The sequence below is a fragment of the Thermostichus sp. MS-CIW-30 genome (genome assembly GCF_054058015.1).
In genome coordinates this window covers 125,344-147,828 of record NZ_JBSRZW010000004.1, presented here as the reverse complement: position 1 = coordinate 147,828, position 22,485 = coordinate 125,344, and the positions used below count along the sequence as shown (strand labels likewise).

Here is a 22,485-nt window from a genome sequence, read left to right as displayed (position 1 = left end):
CCCTGCAAGGTGCGGTCAATTTCTTGACGCAACTCTTGTGGGACTATCAGCTTGCAACGTACAGAGATAGTCTGGCTCATGGGCTTATTGTAGTTTATCCAGACTTTTGACCAGCAAACCTATAAGGAGGCGGGCTTTCCTCCCGACACCAAGCCTGCGGCTATGGTGCGGGCCTCCAGCCCGAAAATTTGGTGAGGGTATCCCACTAGTTCCATTAGATGATCCCTTCCTGCCGCTTGGCGATTGGCATCCGCCAGCCGGTGCCGAAGGCGCGATCGGTAATGCGTAGCCCAGGGGGAGCTTGGTGTCGCTTGAACTCGGCTTTTTGAACCAGCCGCAGCACCTGCTGCACGATGTCGGGATCGAACCCTTGAGCCACCAACTCGGGGCTGGATTGATGCTGCTCGATGTGCCGCTGCAGGATCTTGTCCAGCAAATCGTAGGGGGGCAGGCTGTCGCTATCTTGTTGGCCAGGTCGCAATTCTGCCGAGGGGGGCTTGGTCAGCGTAGCAAGCGGGATCCGCTCCTGCTGTCGGTTGATCCAGCGAGCCAAGCGGTACACCCAGGTCTTGGGCACATCGGAAATCACCGCCAGGCCGCCGGACATATCCCCGTAAATGGTGCAGTAGCCCACTGCTAGCTCTGATTTGTTGCCTGTGGTCAGCAGCAGCCGCCCGAACTTGTTGGAAAGGGCCATGAGGAGGGTGCCGCGAATGCGCGATTGCAGGTTTTCTTCCGTGATGTCTGGGGGGAGGCCGGCAAAGGGCTCTGCCAAAAGCTGGTGGTAGCTCTCCATGATAGCCTGAATCGGCAGCTTCAGGGTAGGGATCCCCAAGTTTTGCGCCAGTTGGTAGGCGTCGGTCAGGCTGCCAGGGCTGGAATAGGGAGAGGGCATGAGCACCCCCAGCACCCGCTCCGGCCCCAAAGCATCGGCAGCAATCACAGCAGTGACGGCAGAGTCGATCCCCCCCGACAGGCCCAATAGCACCTCGCGAAAGCCACATTTGCTGACGTAATCGCGGGTGCCCAAAACCAACGCCTCGTACAGCTCAGCTTCCGGCTCGGTCGGCCAGCGGGATCCCGCGGTCGGTGGGCTCTGGTCTGGGTTGGGAGACTGCGTCAACTCGTCCACATCCAGGATGAGGTGATCCGGCTGAAAGGCAGCCGCTTGGGCCACAACCCGACCCCGGCGATCTAGGGCGCAACTGGCCCCATCGAAGATGAGATCGTCGTTGCCCCCCACTTGATTGACATAGAGAATGGGCAGGGCGTGCTTGCGGGCCAGGGATCCCAGCATCTCCACCCGCAACTTCTGTTTGCCTAGGCTGAAGGGGGAGGCCGAGAGGTTAATCAGCAGGTCGGCACCGCAGCGGGCCATCTCTTCCACCGGATCCCAGTGGTAGCGGCGGTGCTGCCAAAAGTCGCGGTCGTTCCAAATGTCTTCACAAATGGTAAAGCCCAGGCGGCGGCCACGGTACTCGATGGGTTGGGGCTGGGATCCCGGCTCAAAATAGCGATCCTCATCGAATACATCGTAGGTGGGCAAGAGCGACTTCTGGAACCAATGGCGGATCTGGCCCCCCTCCAGCCAGGCAGCAGCATTGTAAAGGGGCCGACCCTCAGGCAGAGGATTGGGCTGCACGGATCCCACGACCACCGGAATGCTGGCCTGTAGCCGACTGGCCAAGTGCTGCAAAACTTGGTTCGCTCTCTCGATCAGGGCCGGGTAGAGCAACAAATCACGGGGTGGATATCCCAGCAACGCCAGCTCCGAGGTGATGGCCAACTCTGCTCCCGCCGCCGCCACTGCCTCGACTGCCGAACGGATGCGCTCGGCATTTCCGCTCAGATCGCCGACGATGTAGTTCAGTTGCAACAGCGCTACCTTCACCCTGCCCCCCATATGGTAAATCTCACCATAAGTGGCCCAAACCGAATCGTCAACAAGATTCTGCTGCGGGCAAGCGAAGAATAAACGTGGTTTGGTGGGCAGTGCTTTCCACCTGCAAAGAGCCGCCCAAGTGGTTGGCAATGGCTTGGGCCAGAGCCAATCCCAAGCCTGTTCCCCCCTGCTGCCAGGGATCCGAGTGGGGGATGCGATAAAACTGCTCGAAAATGCGTTCTTGTTCTTCGAGGGGAATGGTGGTGCCCGTGTTGGTCAAGCGCAGCTCCCAGCGGTCGGAACCCAAAGCAACAACCTCTAGGACAATGTGTTTGCCGGCGGGCGTAAATTTGTGGGCATTGGTCAAAAGCTCACAGACCAAGCGTTCCAACAGGCGGGGATGGGTGTGCAGATAGGGCAGGTGGGGATCCCAGTGAACTTCTAGGGTTTGCTGCCGCTTGCGCATCCGGTCTTGGAACCGATTGATAAGAGGTGCCAAAAGGAGAGGCAGGTTAACCTGCTCAGAGGGCAGCTTGAGCGTATTGCCCGACAAATTTTGTAGATCCAGAAGATCGTTAATTAGGGAGATCTCTCGCTCGCACGCCTGCTCCAGAACCTCAAGATACTGGATTTGCTTGGGGGTGAGAGGAGAAACTTGATGGCTCAGTTTCAGCAGGTGAACCGAGAGGCTAATGCTGGTAAGGGGAGTGCGCAGCTCATGGGAGACGGCGGCCAGGAAGTTATCCCTAATTTGGCTGAGTTTTTTCAATTCCGTCACCTGAGCCTGGCTGCTGAGGTAGAGCCTGGCCTGTCGCAAGGCAATCGCACACTGGGCCGCCATTTGCTGAGCCAAATCGATTTCCCAATCGCTAAAACTCTCCTCAGGAGGCCGAGCCAGCCACAGATCCCCAAGAATGCCCTGATCGTCGGCAATGGGGCAGGCCAGCTTGGTCAAATAAGGGGGCAAAGTGTCGGGATCCCGTTGACGATCCCGAGCGCACAGTTGAAAGCACCAGCCTCGCCATAGCTGTTCGTAGAAGAGGGGAAAATCTCTCATCCAAACCCGAGCCCCGACCCCAGAGGTCGAAAGCGTCGTGTATTCATAGCTGATCAGGGAGTAGGTTCGGCGGCTATCGTAAAGGCCAACATTGCAAAAAAGAACGCCCAAAAATTTTCCCAGCTCGTTCACAACTGTCTGCAAGATCTGCTTTTCGTCCAGAGTTGCCCGTATCTGATGGATGAGGCGGCGCAGAATCGATTCAAACTGCAGACTGCGTTCCAGTTGCTGGGTTCGCTGTTGCACCAGGACTGTTAATTCAGCTTCTCGTGTTTGCTGGGCCAGCTCCAGGCGCTTGCGCAGGGTGATATCGCGCACCAAAACAATGGCCTCATCCGGCCCAAACGGCAACAGACGTGCCTCACGATATTCCGGCAATGCTTCCGCAGTGTCTTGAGAAGTTTTGGGAAGTGGATATTCAATAACCTGAATTTCTCCCGTTTGAAAGGCTTTCTCCAACAAGGGAGCAAAGTAGATTTTCCAATGCTCTGGAAACAGATCCTGAATGTACTGGTTAGGATAGCGGTCATCGGGATAGGCCGATGCAAATCCTTTTGGGGGCTTGTAGGACAGGATTAGCCCTTGCCGATCCACCTGCAGAATCATGTCTGGAATCACTTCGTAAAGGGCGCGGTAACGTGCTTCGCTGCGGGCCAGATCGGCCAAACTTTCTCGCAGGTGAGTTTCGGCCCTTTTTCGCTCGGAAATATCTTCTAGAAATTGGATGACAAACAGAGGCTCGTTTTGAGCGTTTCGCACTACAGACAGTTGCAGGCGAACCCAGATCTCTCTGCCATCTTTACGGCGGATCACCTTTTCATATTCATAGTTGCTAGCGTATCCGGCAATCAATTCATTCCAGAGTATCTCGCCCCGTTCTCGATCTTCAGGATAGGGGGTGTAATCTTCCGCTTTCAGAGCTGACCAATCTTCCTCGCTATACCCTGTAATCTCTGCCATTGCCGGGTTGAGGCTGAGATACCGGGGATCAGGATCCAAGCTCATCAGAGCAATCCCTTGGCTACAGAAGTTGAAGATCCCCTGCAATTGGTTTTGAATTTCCTCAAGAGCAGATTTGATGGATCGGCGCTCGCTGATATCATCCAGGAAGTGAACGGCAAACAGAGGCTTTTGTTCTTCATCTCTCACAACATAAACCTGAGACTTTGTCCAGATGATTTGGCCATTCTTTCGGGTGTAGCGATGTTCCAATTCATAATGACTGCGCCGACCCTCGATCATCTCCTGCCAGAGGTTTTTTAGGGTTTCAACATCAGCCAAATCTGGGATATAGGCCTCCAGAGGCAAAGCTTTCAGTTCCTCTGCAGAATATCCTGTTATATCCTTGAGGGCTGAGTTCATGCCATGTGGCTTGGATTCTGGCTCAAGAGGCAGCAGAGAAATGCCCAAATTGCAGGACTCTACAATACCCCAGAATCGCTGTTGAATCTCCAACAAAGCCAGATCTAGACGCTTACGCTCGGTAATATCTTGAATGCAGCCAAGCACGCAATTTGCTCCGTAGGGAACTATGCAAATTTCTTGGTAACGGAGCTCTCCCGCTGAGTTGGTTAGGGGATATTCCAAGGTTTGCTGGGATCCGCTGCTCAAGCAACGGTCAATCAGCCTCCGGAGTTGGTCGCTAACCTCAGAGCCGAACAGCTCTTGCACTGCTTTTCCCTGAAGGTGCTCTGCTGGGAGTGAGGCAACACAAGCATTCTCCGGGGAAGAAATCAGCTCCAGGCATTTGCCTTCTTGGCTAAAGATCATTAAGGCTTGTGGGATAGCACAAACCAACCTTTTGTAGCGGAGTTGGCTCTCTGCAAGCGCTTGTTCAGCCTGCTTCCGCGCCGTGATGTCTTCCACATACCCCTCAAAACAGAGGGGATCCCCTGCCGGATTGCGGACAACTTGAATTTGTTCTCGCACCCACAAGTCCAAGCCCTTGCGACTGTGGATCAAAAACTCTTGCGCCACTCTCCCATCGCCGACTTTGCCTGCAAGCAGATCCTGGAAAAACTGGCGACGACCGGCAGCGTCAGCATAGAGATGATGGCCAAAATCCGACAGATGGCGCATCAAATGGGCAGAGGAAGTATAGCCATATATCTCGGCAAGCTTGGCATTGGCAAACCGGTATCGTCCCTGCAGATCCACACGAAAGATCCCAATGGGGGCATTTTCCAGGAGCACATCGAGTCCGGCCAACATCAGGATCCCCTATGTTTTCGCAAGCAGTACTAGGGCACTAAGAACGCCTGCCCCTGAGATTATGTATCATTTTTGCTTTGAGCGATGTTTTCCGCACTACAAGTTCCCCCGTGATCTCGTAAAATCACGGGCGAGGAAGGGTGCTTAGGTTTCTGTGGATGTTACCCCGTGGGCTGCCGGTAGGGCAGGGATCCCTGTGCGGATTCTCAACTACTCCACCTGCGCTGTCTCCGGGGATCCCGCCTGAGTTTCCGGGTGAAAGTAGCGGTAAATCTGCCGGGCAATCTTCGGGCCAATGCCGGGCACTTGAGCCAACTGGTCTTCTGAGGCCACCTGAATGCGGGCAATCGACCGAAATTCTTCCATCAGCAGCTTTTGCCGATACTTGCCCAAGCCGGGGATCTCGTCCAGCGTAGAGGCATGTTGACGCGCTTTCCGTTGCTGGCGATGAAAGGCGAGAGCAAATCGGTGGGCTTCATCTCGCAGGCGTTGCAACAACAAGCGAGCCGGATCTTGGGCCGGCAACCGCAGGGGCACGGGATCCCCCGGCAGAAAGATCTCTTCTTCTCGCTTGGCCAAGGCAATTACCGGCAGGTGATCCAGCCCCAAATCCGCCAAGACGGCCATGACTGCCGACAACTGCCCCTTGCCCCCGTCGATGAGCACCAAATCCGGCTGATCCTCAGGGGTCATTTTGCTGAAGCGACGCCGGGCCACTTCTGCATGGCTGGCAAAATCATCGGAGTGACCGGGGCGCACCTCAGGGTTGCGAATCTTGTAGCGGCGGTAGTGCTGTTTGGCAGGCAGGCCATCGATAAACACCACCTGACTGGCCACAGCATCGGATCCCTGGATGTGGGAAATATCGTAGGCTTCTAGACGGCGGGGCACATCCGGCAAATCCAAGACTTCTGCCAAGCGCTCCAAGGCCGCGGCATCCCGATCCGCCAAGCGCTGAGTGCGGGTTAGCTCCAGTTGGGCATTCCGCTCAACCAACTCGATCAGCTCGGCTTTGCTCTGCCGTTGGGGGGCAATGAGGCTGACCTTGCGGCCTTTTTTCTGGCTCAGCCAAGACTCCAGAAAATCGTGATCGGGCAATTCATACTGGGTCAAAATCTCAGAGGGAATTTCCACCGGATCGCAGTATTGATAATGCTCTTGTAGAACCCGCTGCAAAATCAACGCCGGATCATCGCCCCGATTTTCGGCAACAAACCCCAGTCGCCCCACCAACTTGCCCGCTCGCACCTGAAACAACTGAATGCAAGCTCGCGAATCGTTCATGGCTAAGGCCAGAGCATCACGGCTGACGGTAGAGTTAGGCAAAGAGACCTTCTGGGATTCTCCCAATTGTTCCAAACCGCGAATTTGATCCCGATATCGTGCGGCTGCCTCGTAATTTTCCTGTTCGGCAGCCTGGATCATCTTCTCCTGCAGCTCTCGGATCAGATCATCTGTCTGGCCTTGGAAGATCATGGCCACTTGAGTCAGCGTTTTGCGATACTCTTCTGGGCTGATCAAGCCTTGGCATACTCCGGGGCAGCGCCCAATGTCGTAGTTCAAACAGGTGCGATCTTTGTACAGAGGTTTGGGCCGTTGGCGCAAGGGAAAAATTCGTTTGACCAACCCAAGGGTATGGCGCAACAGGCCAACATCGGTGTAGGGGCCATAGTATTTGTCTTGATTCCGATCAAGGCGACGATGGCGGGTGATGTAAAGCTGGGGATAAGGCTCCGACCAGGTAATACACAAATAGGGATACTTTTTATCGTCCTTAAGGAGAACATTATAAGGGGGCTGATGGGTCTTAATCAGATTGTCTTCTAGGGCTAGGGCTTCACTTTCATTGTCGGTTACGATAAACTCGATCTCGCAAACCTGAGCTACCATGCGCTGAATGCGAGGGGACAGGTCGCCGGTGAAGCGGAAATAAGATCGCACTCGAGAGCGCAATTTCTTGGACTTGCCTACATAGAGGATCTGATCCGTGGCATCTCGCATTAAATATACGCCGGGTTCAGCAGGAATCTCCTTGAGACGGCTCTCTAGAACGTCACGGCTGTGAATCAGAGGGACGGTCATAAAGTTCAGTTCTACCGGGTAGAGTCAGGGATCCCATGACTTCAATCTAGCAAGGATATGGCTTTTCTCGGCAACACTGACTCCAACCCATGTGGAGACACAGTCATTCTGAACAATCATTCTGAACAAGTTTGGGAAGCTCGTCCTGCTTTCAAGCTCCAACCTGCTAGCACAAATGGCAATAGCTCGTCGCATCGCAGGATCAAAGTACCTCTTTTGACGGGTAGACCTCCATGATTTGGGAAGGATAAGCTGATTTGTGATTAACATAATTTTGTCCAGAGTTTTGGTAGTTCATTTACATAAGATATAGCAGCAATGGAAAGTCGCTTAAGTTTATTAACTAGGGATATATTGACTTCTGAGACAATCTTTTAAGTAGATTCAGGTATAAATTGCCTCGACAATCCTGGCATCGATAATGCTGCTTTCCATTATGGATCTTGTCGTATCTAAGTTAAAAGAATAACGGTTTGGGCAAGTCAGCATGAGCTTACTCAGAAACACGAAAAATCTAGGGTAATAGTATCATTGCTCCCAGAGCACCACCAGTATAGTCAATAGGGCAAGGGCTCCGTCCCGCTGGCGCGACCCGAATCTCTGAGCTCTATCCTTACAATTGAGCTCCTGGATCCTGGCCTATGTCTTGCTGCAGGGCGGCCAAGTCTATCTTTGGCTTCTGGGTCTTGACTTTTGTCGGCCTGAGGTCTTCTAGGTTCAGCCAGCGATAGACCGTTGCACGCCTGACTTTGTACATCTGTTGTACATCTGTGGGGTTGCCCTCTTCCTGGACATACCCTACGGCTGTCTCCCTACCGCAGTTCTCCACAGGGCCAGTTGCCAGCGAGCGGAGCCGGTGTGAGCTGGCGCATTCGCCCTAGCTTTCTCAGGTCGTCCGCAGTCCGTCGGGGAAAGCCGCAGAAGAAACTCGAAAAATCTGTTCATGGCGAGCTTTTTTGTCTTTACTTCGCTGAGCCGATTGCCCCAACGGTTGCCCTGTTGGCAAGAGCCAGCCGTGACTTGAGACTGCCCCCCTTTTCCTGTCGGATTGGAGTGCGATATGCTGGTTTTCCACCTCTGAAAGCGTGATTTATTCCAAACTGTTTTTACTCCTATGAATCCCCATCCCTCTCAGGTCTCGGTCCCTATCCTGCAGGAAAACTGGCACTTTCAAGAGCGGGATGCTTGCGGGGTCGGCTTTTTGGTGAATCAGCAGGGGAGAGCCAGCCACGACCTCTTGCAGAAAACCCTTCAGGCCCTCACCTGTATGGAACATCGGGGTGGCTGTGGCGGCGACGGCCAGAGCGGTGATGGGGCGGGCATTGCAACGGCAATCCCCTGGTCGCTGTTGCAGGCAGAGAGGGAAGAAATTCGAGCTTGGGATCCCACTCACAGCGCGGTGGGGATGGTCTTTTTGCCTCAGGATCCCGCTGAGTGTCAGGCGGTGCAGCAGGTGATCGATGAGTACTTGACCACCACCGACTGGCAGCGGGTGGTTTGGCGGCAGGTACCGGTCAATCCCAATTGCCTGGGGCCGATGGCGCGGCAGACCATGCCCTCCATTTGGCAGATGCTCCTCACCCATCCCACGCTGGAAGGAGACGAGCTAGAGCAGCAGCTCTATCTGTTGCGGCGGCGCATTCGGCGGCGGGTAGAGGCTCGGTTTGGCTTTTATGCTCTGTATTTTGCCTCTTTGTCCTGCCGGGTTGTCGTTTACAAAGGCATGGTGCAATCGTCGGTTCTGGGCCAGTTTTATCGAGATCTGCAAAACCCCCTCTACACCACCACCTACGCCACCTACCACCGCCGCTTCAGCACCAATACCCTGCCGCGTTGGTCGCTGGCTCAGCCTTTCCGCTACCTCTGCCACAACGGCGAGATCAACACCTACCTGGGCAATGTCAACTGGATGGCCGCCCGCGAACAAACCCTTTCCCATCCCCGCTGGGGTACAGCGGTCGAGGATCTGAAGCCGATTATTGACCCGGGCACCAGCGACTCAGCAGGTCTGGACGCTGTGTTTGAGCTGTTGATTCAGTCGGGCTACTCCACTCAGCAGGCGATGATGGTGCTGATCCCGGAAGCCTATCGCAACCAGCCAGAACTGCAGAATCACCCGGAAGTGGTGGATTTCTACGAGTTCTTCGGCGGCCTGCAGGAGCCTTGGGATGGCCCGGCGATGGTGGTTTTCTGCGACGGCAAAACCATCGGGGCCACGTTGGATCGCAATGGCCTGCGCCCAGCCCGCTACGCTCGCAGCCGCGATGGTCTGCTGGTGGTGGCCTCGGAAGCTGGCGTGGTTCCTCTGCCGGAGACCGACATTTTGGAAAAAGGGCGGCTAGGCCCGGGGCAGATGCTGACGGTGGATCTGCAGAGCGGGCAAATCTGCAAAAACTGGGAGATCAAAACCCAGGTGGCAGCCCAGCACCCCTACGGCGAATGGCTCAAAGCCCATCGCGTTCAGCTCAGCACCCAAGGCTTTGAAAATACCCCTCACCTCTCGGAAGAACAACTGTTACAAGCCCAAACCGCCTTCGGGTACTCCTCAGAAGATGTGGAGATGATCATCGAGGAGATGGCGGCTACGGGCAAGGAGCCCACCTTCAGCATGGGGGATGATGCGCCGCTGGCTGTGCTGTCCACCCAGCCTCATCCCCTCTACGACTATTTCAAGCAGCGCTTTGCCCAGGTCACCAACCCTGCCATCGATCCCCTGCGGGAGAGCCTGGTGATGTCTTTGGATGTGTATCTGGGATCCAAGGGCAACCTGCTGGAGATCCGCCCTGAGCATGCCCGCCTGTTGCAGTTGCGCAGTCCGGTGCTCAACGAAGCGGAGCTGGCCGCTCTGCAGCATACCCCTTTTCCCTGCCACACGCTCCCGATTCTCTATCCGGTGGCTGCCGGCCCAGAAGGACTGGAGGTCCAGGTACGGGCCCTCTGCCAGCAGGCGGCTCAGGCAGTGCGGGGGGGAGCTGAGATCTTGATTCTCTCGGATCGCGGCCTTGATGCCGAGCAGGCTCTGATCCCACCTCTGTTGGCGGTGGGCGCCATCCACCATCACCTCATCCAGGAGGGGCTGCGCCTACGCGCTTCCCTGGTGGTGGAGACTGCCCAATGCTGGAGCACCCACCACTTTGCCTGCTTGATCGGCTACGGGGCCAGCGCCGTTTGTCCTTATCTGGCCTATGAAGCTGTGCGGCAGTGGTGGCACAAGCCCAAGACGCAAACCCAGATGGCTGCCGGCAAGTTGCCCCAGCTTTCCCTGGCCGAGGTGCAACTGAAGTACCGCGCCGCCATTGAGGCAGGGCTGCTCAAGATTCTTTCCAAAATGGGCATTTCTCTGCTCTCCAGCTACCACGGAGCGCAGATTTTCGAGGCCATTGGCCTGAGCCAAGAGGTGATCGATCTGGCCTTCCGCGGCACGGTGTCGCGGGTGGGAGGCATGACGCTGGCGGATCTGGCCCGCGAGGGCATGGTGAATCACCAGCGGGCCTTTCCCGAACTCACCTCGAAAAAGCTGGAGAACTTTGGCTTTATCCAGGCGCGGCCCAAAGGCGAATACCACATCAACAGTCCAGAAATGGCCAAACTGCTGCACAAGGCCATCGAATCGGGCCAGCCTGCCCACTATGAGATCTACAGGGCGCACCTGCGCAGCCGCACCCCCACCGCGTTGCGAGACCTGCTGGATTTCCGCAGCGACCGGGATCCCATTCCCTTGGAGGAAGTGGAACCGGTGTCGGAGATTTTCAAACGCTTTGCCACAGGTGGGATGTCCTTGGGGGCCCTCAGCCGCGAGGCCCACGAGACCCTGGCCATTGCCATGAACCGCATCGGCGGCAAGTCCAACTCCGGTGAAGGCGGGGAAGATCCAGAACGATACCTCCCCATCACCGATGTAGGCCCAGATGGCACCTCGGCCCGCTTTCCCCACCTGAAGGGGCTGCGCATGGGGGACAACGCCAGCTCGGCGGTGAAGCAGGTGGCCTCGGGCCGCTTTGGCGTGACACCGGAGTATTTGCTCAACGCGCGGCAAATTGAGATCAAAATTGCCCAGGGGGCCAAGCCGGGCGAGGGCGGACAACTGCCGGGCAAAAAGGTCAGCCCCTACATCGCCAAGCTGCGCCGCTCCAAGCCGGGGGTGACCTTGATCTCGCCGCCGCCCCACCACGACATCTACTCCATCGAGGATCTGGCGCAGTTGATCTTCGACTTGCACCAGGTGAACCCCCAGGCACAGGTGTCGGTGAAGCTGGTGGCGGAGGTGGGCATCGGCACGGTGGCGGCAGGAGTAGCCAAGGCCAACGCCGACATCATCCAAATCTCCGGCCATGAAGGGGGCACAGGGGCTTCCCCCTTGAGCTCCATCAAACATGCCGGGGCACCTTGGGAGTTGGGCCTGGTGGAGGTGCATCATACCCTGCTGGAAAACGGCCTACGGCAGCGCTCCATCCTGCGGGTGGATGGCGGCATTCGCACGGGTTGGGAAGTAGTGATGGCGGCCATGCTGGGGGCAGAAGAGTTTGGCTTTGGCACGGTGGCCATGATTGCGGAGGGGTGCATCATGGCGCGGGTGTGCCACACCAACAACTGCCCTGTGGGAGTGACCAGCCAGAAGGAGGAGTTGCGCAAGCGCTTCCCCGGCACGCCAGATCACGTGGTGACCTTCTTCACCTTTGTGGCGGAGGAGGTGCGCCAAGTCTTAGCGCAACTGGGCTACCGCTCTCTGAAGGAGGTGATTGGACGGGTGGATCTGCTCTGTCCGCGGGCCGATGCGGTTCTGCAGAAGACCCAATCCTTGAACTTGGAGTGTCTGCTGCGAACTCCCCCCGGTTTTGATCCCAACACCCTGCCCGACTGGTTGGAGCATGAGCCGGTGCATTCCAACGGCCCGGTGCTGGATGAGCAGATCCTGGCTCAGCCGGAGGTGCAGAAGGCGGTGGAAACCTGCGGCACGGCCACGGTGGAGATCCCTATCGCCAACACCGACCGCTGTGTGGGCGGGCGCATTGCCGGAACCTTGGCCCGCTTGTACGGAGATACCGGCTTCGCCCAACAGGGGGGGCAGTTGGATCTGCGCTTTGTCGGCAGCGCCGGCCAGAGCTTTGGCGCTTTTACACTGGCGGGGATGCGCCTGACCCTGACAGGAGAAGCGAATGACTACGTGGGCAAGAGCATGTGTGGCGGCGAGATCGTCATCCTGGCTCCCCCTGAGGCGCCCCGCGATCCGGCGGAAAATGTAATCCTGGGCAACACCTGTTTGTACGGGGCCACGGGCGGATCCCTGTTTGCCAACGGCCAGGCGGGGGAACGCTTTGCGGTGCGCAACTCGGGAGCGCAGGCGGTGATCGAGGGATCCGGCGACCACTGCTGCGAGTACATGACCGGTGGTGTGGTGGTGGTGCTGGGGCGGGTGGGCCGCAACCTGGGAGCGGGGATGACCGGCGGCCTGGCCTATGTGCTGGATGAGGAGGGCAACTTCCCCGCCAAGGTCAACGGGGAGATCGTGCGCATTCAGCGGGTGCAGACGGCGGCAGCAGAGGCACAACTGAAGAGCCTGATCCAAGAGCACTATCGCCGCACCCATTCCCCCAAAGCGGAGCGCATTCTGCAAAATTGGGAATCCTGCTTGCCCCTGTTTTGGCAGGTGATCCCGCCTTCGGAGGAGGGCAGCGAGCTGACGGATCCCTTGCGATCCCAGCCGCTGGCAGTGGAGTCTTAAGGATCTCTCAGAGCCTGCCGGTAACACTTCTTATCCCCACGACGGCCAGAGAGGCTGGTAAACTGCGAGAGTATACCTGGCCTTTTCATCCGCTTTAAATCACTATGAGTCCCAGTTTGCAAGCTGCTCAAACTCAAGCGCGAGTGCCCACCGAGACCATCCTGACGCCGCGCTTCTACACCACCGATTTCGAGGCCATCGGCAAAATGGGCTTAGGGGATCGAGAGGCTGATTTCCGGGCCATCCTGCAGGAGTTTCGCGCCGACTACAACCGCCATCACTTCGTCCGGGGTGAGGAGTTCAACCAAGACTGGGAAAGCCGCCTGGATCCGCAGGCGCGCCGGTTGTTTGTGGAGTTCTTGGAGCGCTCCTGTACAGCTGAGTTCTCCGGTTTTCTCCTCTACAAGGAGCTGTCGCGCAAGCTAAAAGAGACCAACCCCGTTTTGGCCGAGTGCTTTGCCCTGATGAGCCGCGACGAGGCCCGCCATGCCGGCTTCCTGAACCGGGCTATGGGCGACTTTAACTTGGCCTTTGACCTGAGCTTTTTGACCAAGCACAAGTCCTATACCTATTTCGCGCCGCGTTTCATCTTCTATGCCACCTATCTCTCGGAGAAGATCGGCTACTGGCGCTACATCCTCATCTACCGCCACCTGGAGGCCCACCCCGAGGATCGCGTTTACCCGATCTTCAACTTCTTCAAGAACTGGTGCCAGGACGAGAACCGCCACGGCGATTTCTTTGCGCTCATGCTCCTAAGCCAGCCGCGGCTGCTCAAGGGATGGGTGGCCAAGCTGTGGTGCCGTTTCTTCTTGCTGTCGGTGTTCGCCACTATGTACCTCAACGATGTGGGAGAGCGCCCGGATTTCTACCGCCTCATCGGGCTGGATCCCCATACTTATGACATGGAGGTAATCTACAAGACCAACCGCGAGGCGGCCAAGGTGTTCCCGGTGGTGTTGGATGTGGAAAACCCTGAGTTTGTGCGGCGGCTGCAAAAGTGCGTGGCCAACAACGCTAAGCTGAGGGAGATTGCCCGGGGATCCGGCCCCTTCAAGGGTTTGCGCAAGCTGCCCCTCTACTTGGATAACTTCTATCAGTTTTTGCGGCTGTTCCTCCTGAAACCTCGGAAAGCTGGCTTCTACCTGTGGGAGCAGCCGGAGCCCCGTTTTGAAGGAACGGCTGTTTCTGCTTGAGCCGTCTTGCCCTCAGCTTGGTACCCGTACAGCCTCATAGGTCAGCCATGAACATTGCCGCTGAGATTACGCCGCTCTTTTTGCTGGGAACGCTGGCCTTTTTGGGTTGGGGCTTCTGGAGAGCCCGTCGGCGGGGATCCTTAGCCGTTTGGGTGTGGTTACAGGGATCCCTGCTCTTGTTGCCGTGGGTGGTTTTCCTGGGGCTGCTGCTGCTGGGGATCTACCTCAATTTTGCAGGCTTCCTGGTGTTGCTGTTGGTCTTTACAGGGCTTTACATTGCTGTGGGGCGCAAGACCCGCCAGTTGGCCCAGCAGGAGCTGCAGGCCCGTCGCGAGCAGTTGGCTCGTCTGGAAGAGCAGGGGGAAGCCCCTTCGGCAGGGGAGGCGCCTTTGGAAGCGCCTGCGGTTCTGCAGCGGATCTCGGCTGAGGATCTGCAGGCCATTCAGTCTATTTTCGGCCTCGATACCTTTTTCGTCACCGAGACCGTCCCCTATGGGGAAGGGGCGATTTTTAAGGGCAACCTGCGCCAGGAGGCGGAGGTGGTGGTACCCCTGCTGGTGGAGAAGCTCAAAGAGCAGGTGGGCAGTCGCTACCAGCTCTTTTTGGTGGAGGATCCGGCGGAAAAGCCGGCGGTGGTGGTCTTGCCGGATCCCATCGTCAATTACCGCGCTTCCGTGGGGGCGCAGATCCTGGCGGGGGCGTTGCTGGTCTTCAGCTTCGTCGCCACGTTGGAGGTGGGGGCCAATCTCTTGGGCTTCCGGCTGTTGGATGCGCCAGGGCGCTGGGTGGAAGCCCTGCCGGTGGCGGCCGGGATCTTCGCCATCTTGCTGGTGCATGAGACCGGACACCGCTGGATGGCGGGCAAGTACGGCGTGCGCCTCAGCCCTGCTTTTGTTATCCCCAGCTTGGGGATCGGCACGCTGGGATCCCTAAACCGCATCCAATCGCCGGTGCCCAGCCGCAAGGCCCTCTTCGACATTGCCTTTGCCGGCCCGGCAGCGAGCGGGATCCTGTCGCTGCTGGTGCTCTTGGCTGGCCTGAAGCTCTCCGGCTCCGAGGGTCTGTATGTGCCCACGGAGATCTTCCGCAGCTCCATCCTGGTAGGCACCCTAGCGCGGCTGGTGCTGGGATCCCAGTTGCAGGCGGAGCTGATCCCCATTCATCCTTTTGTTGCCGTGGGCTGGATTGGCCTGGCAATCACCGCCTTGAGCCTGCTGCCGGCAGGGCAGCTGGACGGGGGTCGCATTGTGCAGGCGGTGTACGGGCGGAAGACGGCGGCCCGCGCCACCTTCATCACCCTGATTGCCTTGGCGGTGGCGGCCATCAGCAACGTCTTGGCCCTCTATTGGGCGCTGCTGATCCTGTTCATTGCTCGCGAGCCAGAGCGTCCCCCTCAGGATGAAATCACAGAGACCGATGGCCAGCGGGATGCGCTGGCTTTGCTGGCCCTCTTTTTGATGGTCATGACCCTGTTGCCGATTGCTCCGGCCTTGGCGGGCTTTCTCAATTTCCCCAACGGCTGATGGGGTAGAGGCCCAGGATCCGCCGGCGAGAGGAGCTCACTGTGTCTGGACCGGGGAAAGGCTTTGGCCTAGGCAAAGCTGGAAAGGACAGAGGAGAGCACCTGCAGCGTCTGTTGGCCCAAGCCGTTCGCCATCACCAGGCAGGTCAATGGCCACAGGCCGTCTCGCTTTACCAGCAGGTGCTGCAAGCCCAGCCCACCCACCCCGAGGCACTGCACCTCTTGGGGGTCTGTCGGCAGCAACAGGGATCCCTGGACGACGCGATTGCCCTGATCCGGCAGGCCCTTGTCCAACAGCTTTGGTTCCCCGATGCCCACTTTAACCTGGGGATTGCCCTCAAGCAGGCGGGGCGGCTGGCGGAGGCGAAAACTCACCTGCAACTGGCCCTAGAGCAGGGGGGGCCGGATCCAGAAGTCTTCTACCAGTTGGGGCTGGTGCTGCGGCAGCAGGGGGATTTGGAGGCGGCCCTTGTCCCCTTAGGACAGGCCCTGGAGCTGCAGCCGGACTTTGCCGATGCTGCCTACACCTTGGCCATTGTGCTGCGGGATTGTGGCCAAGAGGAAAAAGCGGCGGAGCTGTTCTACCAACTCTGGCAAGCGGATCCCGCCGACTTGGCCGCGGCCCTGGGGTGGTGTGTGAGCCAGTTGCCCTTGCTGTACGCCTCAGCAGACCAAGTTTCCGTGGCTCGGGAGCGCTACCGCCAAGCCCTACAACAGGTGAAGGGCCGCTGGGAACACCTGCCGCGGGATCCGATAACCCTGGAGCAAGCGGCTGCCGGGATCGGCTCCGTCCAGCCCTTCTTTTTGCCCTACCAAGGCCAGAACGACCGCGATCTGCAGCAGCTCTACGGATCCCTGGTCTGTGAGGTCATGGCAGCCCGCTACCCCCACCCCCCTCTGCTGCTCAAGCAACGCGCCGACAAGCTGCGGGTGGGCATTGTCTCCGGCCTGTTTCGGGATCACTCCGTTTGGAAGATCCTGACTCGCGGCTGGGTAGAAGCCCTGGATCGTGCTCAAGTGGCCCTCTACGGCTTCCACACCTCGGTCATCCAAGATGAGGTCACGTGCTCCCTGCCCCCTCGTTTTGAGCACTTTGTGGCCGGATCCCGCAGCATAGAAGAATGGCAAGCGGCTATTCGAGAGGCACAGCTGGATGTGCTCCTCTACCCGGAAGTGGGCATTGACCCGGTCTGTGCCCAACTGGCCGCCCTCCGCTTGGCGCCGGTACAGGCGATGGCCTGGGGCCACCCGCAAACTTCTGGCCTGCCGACAATAGACGTTTTCCTCAGCAGCGAGCTGATGGAGCCGCCGGACGGGGCCGGCCATTACACCGAGCAGCTCCTGCCCCTGCCTGGCATCGGCACCTACTATATTCCCCTAGAAGTTGACCCCGCCCCTGTGGACTGGCAAGCTTGGGGGGTGGATCCCGACAGGGTGCTTTACCTCTGCGCCCAATCCCTATTCAAGTACTTACCTCAGTACGACGAGGTGTTCCCCCGCATCGCCCGGGAAGTGGGGAAGTGTCAATTTCTATTTTTGCGGGGCCGCCTCTCCCAAGGGATCCGCGAGCGCTTTTGGCAGCGGCTGCGACGAGCCTTTCAGGCCTATGACCTAGCTGCCGAAGAGTATGTGGTGCTCCTACCGGAACTCTCGCCTGCAGAATATGCCGCCTACAACGCCCTGGGGGATATTTACCTGGATAGCCTCGGCTGGTCAGGGGGCAACACCACCCTGGAAGCCCTGCCCCACGGCCTGCCCATCGTCACCTTGCCCGGATCCCTGCTGCGGGGCCGCCACACCTACGCCATCCTGCAGCAGATGGGGATCCTGGATACCATCGCCCACACCCTCGATGAATACGTCCAGATTGCCAGTCAGTTGGGCTTGGATCCAGAGTGGCGAGAGCAAATGGGCCAGCAGGTGAAAGCACGTCAAGATCGCGTCTACCGGGATCCCGCGCCGATCCGCGCTCTGGAAGAGTGGTTGCGAAGCCTGAAGACCTGAGGGGGCAGTTTGGGTGAAAGGATAAACGGGCGAGTGTTGTCCTCTTGAAGGGATCCCGGACAGATGGCAGGATAGGTGGGGTTGTCTTGCCGGGCTTTGCCCATGTCTTCTGAGTCTGCTCCCGGTCAGTTCCCCAGTCCGGAAAACGCCCCCGACAACTTGCCCTCCCTTTCAACGCGCCTGAAAGAGATTGCCGTGGTATTCCTGCGGCTGGGATCCCTGGGTTTCGGCGGCCCCCAAGCCCACATCGCCATGCAACACGATGAGGCGGTGATCCGGCGGGGCTGGATGAGCCAGGAACAATTTACCGAAGGGGTGGGCCTATGTGAAATGTTGCCAGGGCCAGCTTCTACCCAGATGGGGATCTATGTCGGCTATGTGCGGGCAGGCTGGTTGGGGGCGGTGCTGGCGGGGATTTGCTTCATTGCCCCTGCTTTTGTGATCGAGGTGATTTTTTCTTGGCTTTACTTTCGCTTTCAGGGGGTGCCGCAGCTAGAGGGGATGTTTTTTGGGGTGGCCCCGGTGGTGATCGCCATTATCCTGGCCTTTTGCTGGAAACTGGGCCGTAAAGCTGTGAAGGATTGGAGCCGGGGGCTGATCGCGGTGGCGGCCTTTGCCCTGCTGCTGATTGGGGGGGTGAATATCCTGTTGCTGTTCGGGCTGGCGGCTCTGGTGGGGCTGCTGCTGTATGGGCCCAAAAAAGGCCCACTATCGGGGATCCCGATTTTACTCCCTTGGCCAGTATTGACGTTGGCCCAGACGGTAGTGGCCACGGTTCCACCGGAAACCCTTATCCTGAGCAGCTTTTGGGGTCTGGAGCGGATTGGTGCCTATTTCTGGCCTTTGACCTTGTTTTTCCTGAAAGTAGGCGGCGCCATCTTCGGGGGAGGGCTGGTGATCATCCCCTTCATCGCCGACGAGGTGGTGGATCAGTTGGGCTGGTTGACGCCGACAGAGTTCTTGGATGGGGTGGCCATTGGGCAATTTACTCCTGGCCCGGTGGTGCTGACGGCAGCCTTTATCGGCTACAAGGTGGCAGGGGTGCTGGGGGCCCTGACGGCAACAGTGGCCATCTTTGCCCCTTCTTTTGCCTTTATTTTGCTGGCAGCTCCGGTTCTGTTGCGCATACGGCACAATGCTTGGGTGAAGGGATCCCTGCAGGCAATTACCCCAACGGCCCTGGGGGCTGTTGCTGCGGCTACAGTGCCCTTGGCCCAAAATGCGCTGCTACAACAAACAACTCCCGCTTCGCTGGTGGCTTTGGGGATCGGGGTAGCGGCCTTCATTGCCTTGATGCGCTTTCGCCAGCCCACTTGGCTGTTGGTGTTGATGGGAGGGGGGGCGGGTTTGCTGGCCCGAGGTCTGCTGGCCTAAAGGTTTTGCTCCCTGGCCCTGCTTTCTCCTTGGGGGTGAGGGAATGACCCTGATTCAGCCTGATGGCCACGGCACTAACTGGCTTGGGCCAGCCCTTCCTCAGAGGGATCCCTGCCTTCCAGGCGACAAAACAGTTGCCGCATGAGCAGCTCCCGTTGGCCAAGAGACAGGTGAGGGGCAAGGGTGCCGGGAAAGTGGGGCATGGCGAGGGTGACACGATCCAACAGGTCGGCGCGGCGATGTCTCTGTTGAATAGCCCAAGCCCGTTCCAGAAGGTTTTGGGCTGCTTCTGGCGCTAATCCCGCTTGCTCCGATAACCACGCTGCCAGTTGTTCCAAATCGGGGTCGAAGCGCAGCCGGTACATGTAGATCAACATGCCGATCCCGATCACCAAGCCCAAGCCACTGGCTACATAGGCGGCTTTGATGGAAGTTCCCGGCAGATAGGCCACCGCCGACACGCGCAAGATTTCGTAAGGGATGCGAATCAAGCTGTAGCCGACCACATACGTCCAAACCCAAGTGCCATCTTTGAGTTTGGGAAAGCGCCAGAACATTCCCATCAAGAGGGCAAATAGAAGCAGGTTGAGGACGCTTTCGTAAAAAAAGATGGGGTGAAAAAACTCAAATTGGCTGTATTCCGGCTCGCGGGCTTGGGGAGGAATGTACACCCGCAGCGGCCAAGGGCTGTCGGGAGGAATAGGGGCACCGTAGGCCTCAGAGTTGAAAAAGTTGCCCCAGCGCCCGATGGCTTGGCCCAAAATCAACCCCGGCGTGAGCACATCGGCGTACTTCCAGCCGTTGATCCCGGTGGTGCGGCAATAGAGGTAAAGGGCAAGCGCGCCGGCCAACACCCCACCGTGGATGATGAGACCCCCCTGCCAAATGGCAAAGGCCGAGAGGGGGTTGTCTTGGAACTCTGACCAGTGGGTGAGGACGTAGTAGAGGCGGGCGCCCAGAAACCCAGATATTACCAACCACAGGGCCAGTAGCTCCACTCGTTCACTGGCTTTGCCAGGCTCTTTCTCTAGATGACGAGATTCTGCCAACGCTTTGGTCAAGATCAAGCCGACCAACACGGCCACTGCCATCAATAGGCCATACCAGCGTAGGCCCAGCCCTCCCACCAGCGGGGTGCCGGGGGGAAAGCGGAAGACAAATTCTCCAGGTGAGCTGAAGGTAAGGCCCAACAGCCCTGCACTCCATAGGTTCATCGACAACACGCTCTGCACCCCAAAATTGCTCAACTCAGTTCCACCAGTCGGCTTTATCAACCTCACCCGCTTGGGTTAGCGGGACGGAGTCCCTTCCGGGCTCTTCTCCCCTATCCCCGGCAGCCATTCACAGGCTCCAACAGGGATCCATTCTCCCCGATCCTGAAGCAGCGCCAGTCCTCGTTCCCGGTTGACCCGATCCTACAGGCCCGTCACGGACAAGATTCCACCCTAGAGCCCATACCTTTACCAAAAAGCTAGGTCCAAAGCCCCGCCCTTCCAGGACGGCTTTTGCCCTGTTAGACCTGCGATAAGATACACCCACGCTGGTCGGAGATGCCAAACTCCTCAAGGCCACTCCAGCGCAGTACCAAGCCTTCGATGACGGAGTACACCGGCCAAGTGGTGGGGCTAGATGGGGGCGACAGCAGTGGGCAAGCTGTGCCGTGTCTCCAGTCTTTGCGTTGTACCGAAAGGAGATGGAGGATGTCAACTGGACAGGGGTGTGGATCCCGGATGGGTTGCAGTTGGTATCCATTGCTCCTGAGGCCAAGGCGGTGATGCAACACTGTTATGGCGGCTACACCACCAACCTGACTCTGGAGGAGTTCATCCGCCCCGAAAACTACCTGGTTCATACCCTGGAAGGACAACCGCTCCCGGTAGGGCCGGTGCGCACTTTGATCCCTCACCCATATGCCTGGAGTTTCCCCCCTAAGATCAGCTGGGCTTTTGGGGGAGCAACGGCTACTACATGGGCGGTGAACCCTGGGCCGAAGAACGCTACAGCAATCTATAGAGGCTCTGAAATTTTGCGCTCCTTTAGCAGGGATCCCTCGAAGTTCTTTGCCGCTATCTGCCGTTTTGGCCGCAAACTGAAGAGAGCACCTTGGTTGCCGTTGCTGCGAACGCCTGAGGTGCCTGTGTCTTTAGATCTCAAAGAAAGCTTAATATAGCAAAGCTCAAAAGATCCATTGGACTCCATTCCGCTTACGCAAACACTAGAAATCATGGGATCCCGTTCACCGCGTCCAGCCCGGCCCATCCGTTCCGGCCGCTATCCGGCCAAAGAGCTGTGCAGCCAGTGCGGCCTCTGCGATACCCGCTACGTGGCCCACGTCAAAGAAGCCTGTGCCTTCTTGGACCAGCAACTGACCCAGTTGGAAGAACAGACCCACGGGCGATCCCGGGAATCGCTGCGCTCAGGATCCCTCGCCGTCACCGATACCGATTACTTCGGTGTCTACGAGGCAATGTACACAGCCCGCAAACGGGATCCGATCCCGGGGGCCCAGTGGACGGGCATTGTCAGCAGCATTGGCATGAAGGCCCTCACCACTGGCTTGGTGGAAGGGGTGGTGTGCGTGCAGGCGGATGAGCGGGATCGCTTTCAGCCACGGCCCATCCTGGCCCGTACCCCCGAAGCGGTCTGGGCGGCGCGAGTTAACAAGCCAACTCTTTCTCCCAACTTGTCTGTGTTGGAGCAGGTGGAGCAAAGCGGCCTCAAGCGCCTATTGGTGATCGGGGTGGGCTGCCAAATTCAGGCTTTGCGGGCGGTGGAAAAAAAACTGGGCCTGGAGAAGCTGTACGTGTTGGGCACGCCCTGTGTGGACAATGTCAGCCGTGCCGGGCTGCAAAAGTTTCTAGAAACCACCAGCCGCTCCCCACAGACGGTGGTGCACTACGAGTTTATGCAAGACTTCCACATCCACTTCAAACACGAAGATGGCTCGGTGGAAAAGGTGCCCTTCTTCGGCCTCAAGACCAAAGAACTCAAGGACGTGTTTGCCCCCTCCTGCCTCAGTTGTTTTGACTATGTGAATGCTCTGGCAGATCTGGTGGTGGGCTACATGGGATCCCCCTTGGGCTGGCAGTGGCTGCTGGTGCGCAATCAGCGGGGGCAAGAGCTGTTGGACTTAGTCTGGGAGGAGCTGGAAACCCAACCGGTGATCTCGCAGGGATCCCGGAGGGCGGCAGTGCAGCAGGGGATCCCTGCCTACGACCAAGCCCTGAGTTTGCCAATGTGGCTGGCTCGCCTCTTGGGGGCGGCAATCCAGCGCTTTGGGCCGCGCGGCCTGGAATATGCCCGCTTCTCCATCGATTCCCACTTCACCCGCAACTACCTCTACGTGCGCCGCCACTATCCCCAGAAGTTGGAGCAGCACGTGCCCCCCTTTGCCCGGCGGATTGTGGAGCAGTACCAACTCCCGCAAGACTGAGG

Annotated in this window: 12 protein-coding genes; 7 read left to right on the top strand and 5 right to left on the bottom strand. The window is 58.2% G+C overall.

The window, feature by feature from the left end; genetic code table 11:
• Positions 1-214 precede the first annotated feature (214 nt).
• From ACVWXW_RS03175 to ACVWXW_RS03160, 4 genes are all read right to left on the bottom strand, one after another.
• Positions 215-1,891 (bottom strand): NAD+ synthase, encoded by a 1,677-nt coding sequence (locus ACVWXW_RS03175; protein ID WP_457402747.1) that lies wholly within the window; start codon positions 1,889-1,891, stop codon positions 215-217.
• A 49-nt stretch (positions 1,892-1,940) separates the two neighbouring features.
• Positions 1,941-5,150, bottom strand: a complete 3,210-nt coding sequence (locus ACVWXW_RS03170) for a PAS domain S-box protein (protein ID WP_457402733.1) — start codon at positions 5,148-5,150, stop codon at positions 1,941-1,943.
• 210 nt (positions 5,151-5,360) lie between these two features.
• Positions 5,361-7,232: an excinuclease ABC subunit UvrC gene (gene uvrC, locus ACVWXW_RS03165; protein ID WP_457402731.1), complete on the bottom strand. Its 1,872-nt coding sequence runs from the start codon at positions 7,230-7,232 to the stop codon at positions 5,361-5,363.
• Positions 7,233-7,845: 613 nt separating this feature from the next.
• Positions 7,846-8,061 carry an IS630 transposase-related protein gene (locus ACVWXW_RS03160; RefSeq protein ID WP_414329292.1) on the bottom strand — a complete coding sequence of 72 codons (216 nt, stop codon included), beginning with the start codon at positions 8,059-8,061 and terminating at the stop codon, positions 7,846-7,848.
• 285 nt (positions 8,062-8,346) lie between these two features.
• Between ACVWXW_RS03160 and ACVWXW_RS03155 the strand changes: the two genes are divergently transcribed.
• From ACVWXW_RS03155 to chrA, 5 genes are all read left to right on the top strand, one after another.
• Positions 8,347-12,954 carry a glutamate synthase-related protein gene (locus ACVWXW_RS03155; protein WP_457402729.1) on the top strand — a complete coding sequence of 1,536 codons (4,608 nt, stop codon included), beginning with the start codon at positions 8,347-8,349 and terminating at the stop codon, positions 12,952-12,954.
• Between the two features lie 104 nt (positions 12,955-13,058).
• Entirely contained in the window at positions 13,059-14,150 is a 1,092-nt protein-coding gene (gene acsF / locus ACVWXW_RS03150; protein ID WP_414356796.1) for a magnesium-protoporphyrin IX monomethyl ester (oxidative) cyclase, read from the top strand.
• 47 nt (positions 14,151-14,197) lie between these two features.
• Positions 14,198-15,673, top strand: coding sequence for a site-2 protease family protein (locus ACVWXW_RS03145; RefSeq protein WP_457402727.1), 1,476 nt, complete (start codon positions 14,198-14,200; stop codon positions 15,671-15,673).
• 41 nt (positions 15,674-15,714) lie between these two features.
• On the top strand, positions 15,715-17,676 hold the full coding sequence (locus tag ACVWXW_RS03140; protein ID WP_457402725.1) for an O-linked N-acetylglucosamine transferase, SPINDLY family protein: 1,962 nt from the start codon (positions 15,715-15,717) through the stop codon (positions 17,674-17,676).
• A 102-nt stretch (positions 17,677-17,778) separates the two neighbouring features.
• A complete protein-coding gene (gene chrA / locus ACVWXW_RS03135; protein WP_457402723.1) occupies positions 17,779-19,050 on the top strand; it encodes a chromate efflux transporter in 1,272 nt (423 codons plus the stop codon).
• Between the two features lie 74 nt (positions 19,051-19,124).
• On the opposite strand, the gene lgt is transcribed toward chrA, so the two are convergent.
• Entirely contained in the window at positions 19,125-20,264 is a 1,140-nt protein-coding gene (gene lgt / locus ACVWXW_RS03130; RefSeq protein ID WP_414350359.1) for a prolipoprotein diacylglyceryl transferase, read from the bottom strand.
• Positions 20,265-20,710: 446 nt separating this feature from the next.
• Between lgt and ACVWXW_RS03125 the strand changes: the two genes are divergently transcribed.
• Together ACVWXW_RS03125 and ACVWXW_RS03120 are read left to right on the top strand one after the other, a co-directional pair.
• A complete protein-coding gene (locus tag ACVWXW_RS03125) occupies positions 20,711-21,220 on the top strand; it encodes a molybdopterin-dependent oxidoreductase (RefSeq protein WP_457402721.1) in 510 nt (169 codons plus the stop codon).
• Positions 21,221-21,274: 54 nt separating this feature from the next.
• Positions 21,275-22,483 carry a Coenzyme F420 hydrogenase/dehydrogenase, beta subunit C-terminal domain gene (locus ACVWXW_RS03120; RefSeq protein WP_414390782.1) on the top strand — a complete coding sequence of 403 codons (1,209 nt, stop codon included), beginning with the start codon at positions 21,275-21,277 and terminating at the stop codon, positions 22,481-22,483.
• The last annotated feature ends 2 nt before the right edge of the window (positions 22,484-22,485 follow it).

Bases quoted from the DNA above. Each gene is read 5' to 3' on its own strand.
- ACVWXW_RS03120 (WP_414390782.1), top strand. From the start codon at position 21,275: ATGGGATCCCGTTCACCGCGTCCAGCCCGGCCCATCCGTTCCGGCCGC.
- lgt (WP_414350359.1), bottom strand. From the start codon at position 20,264: ATGAACCTATGGAGTGCAGGGCTGTTGGGCCTTACCTTCAGCTCACCT.
- acsF (WP_414356796.1), top strand. From the start codon at position 13,059: ATGAGTCCCAGTTTGCAAGCTGCTCAAACTCAAGCGCGAGTGCCCACC.
- uvrC (WP_457402731.1), bottom strand. From the start codon at position 7,232: ATGACCGTCCCTCTGATTCACAGCCGTGACGTTCTAGAGAGCCGTCTC.
- chrA (WP_457402723.1), top strand. From the start codon at position 17,779: ATGTCTTCTGAGTCTGCTCCCGGTCAGTTCCCCAGTCCGGAAAACGCC.
- ACVWXW_RS03155 (WP_457402729.1), top strand. From the start codon at position 8,347: ATGAATCCCCATCCCTCTCAGGTCTCGGTCCCTATCCTGCAGGAAAAC.
- ACVWXW_RS03170 (WP_457402733.1), bottom strand. From the start codon at position 5,150: ATGTTGGCCGGACTCGATGTGCTCCTGGAAAATGCCCCCATTGGGATC.
- ACVWXW_RS03145 (WP_457402727.1), top strand. From the start codon at position 14,198: ATGAACATTGCCGCTGAGATTACGCCGCTCTTTTTGCTGGGAACGCTG.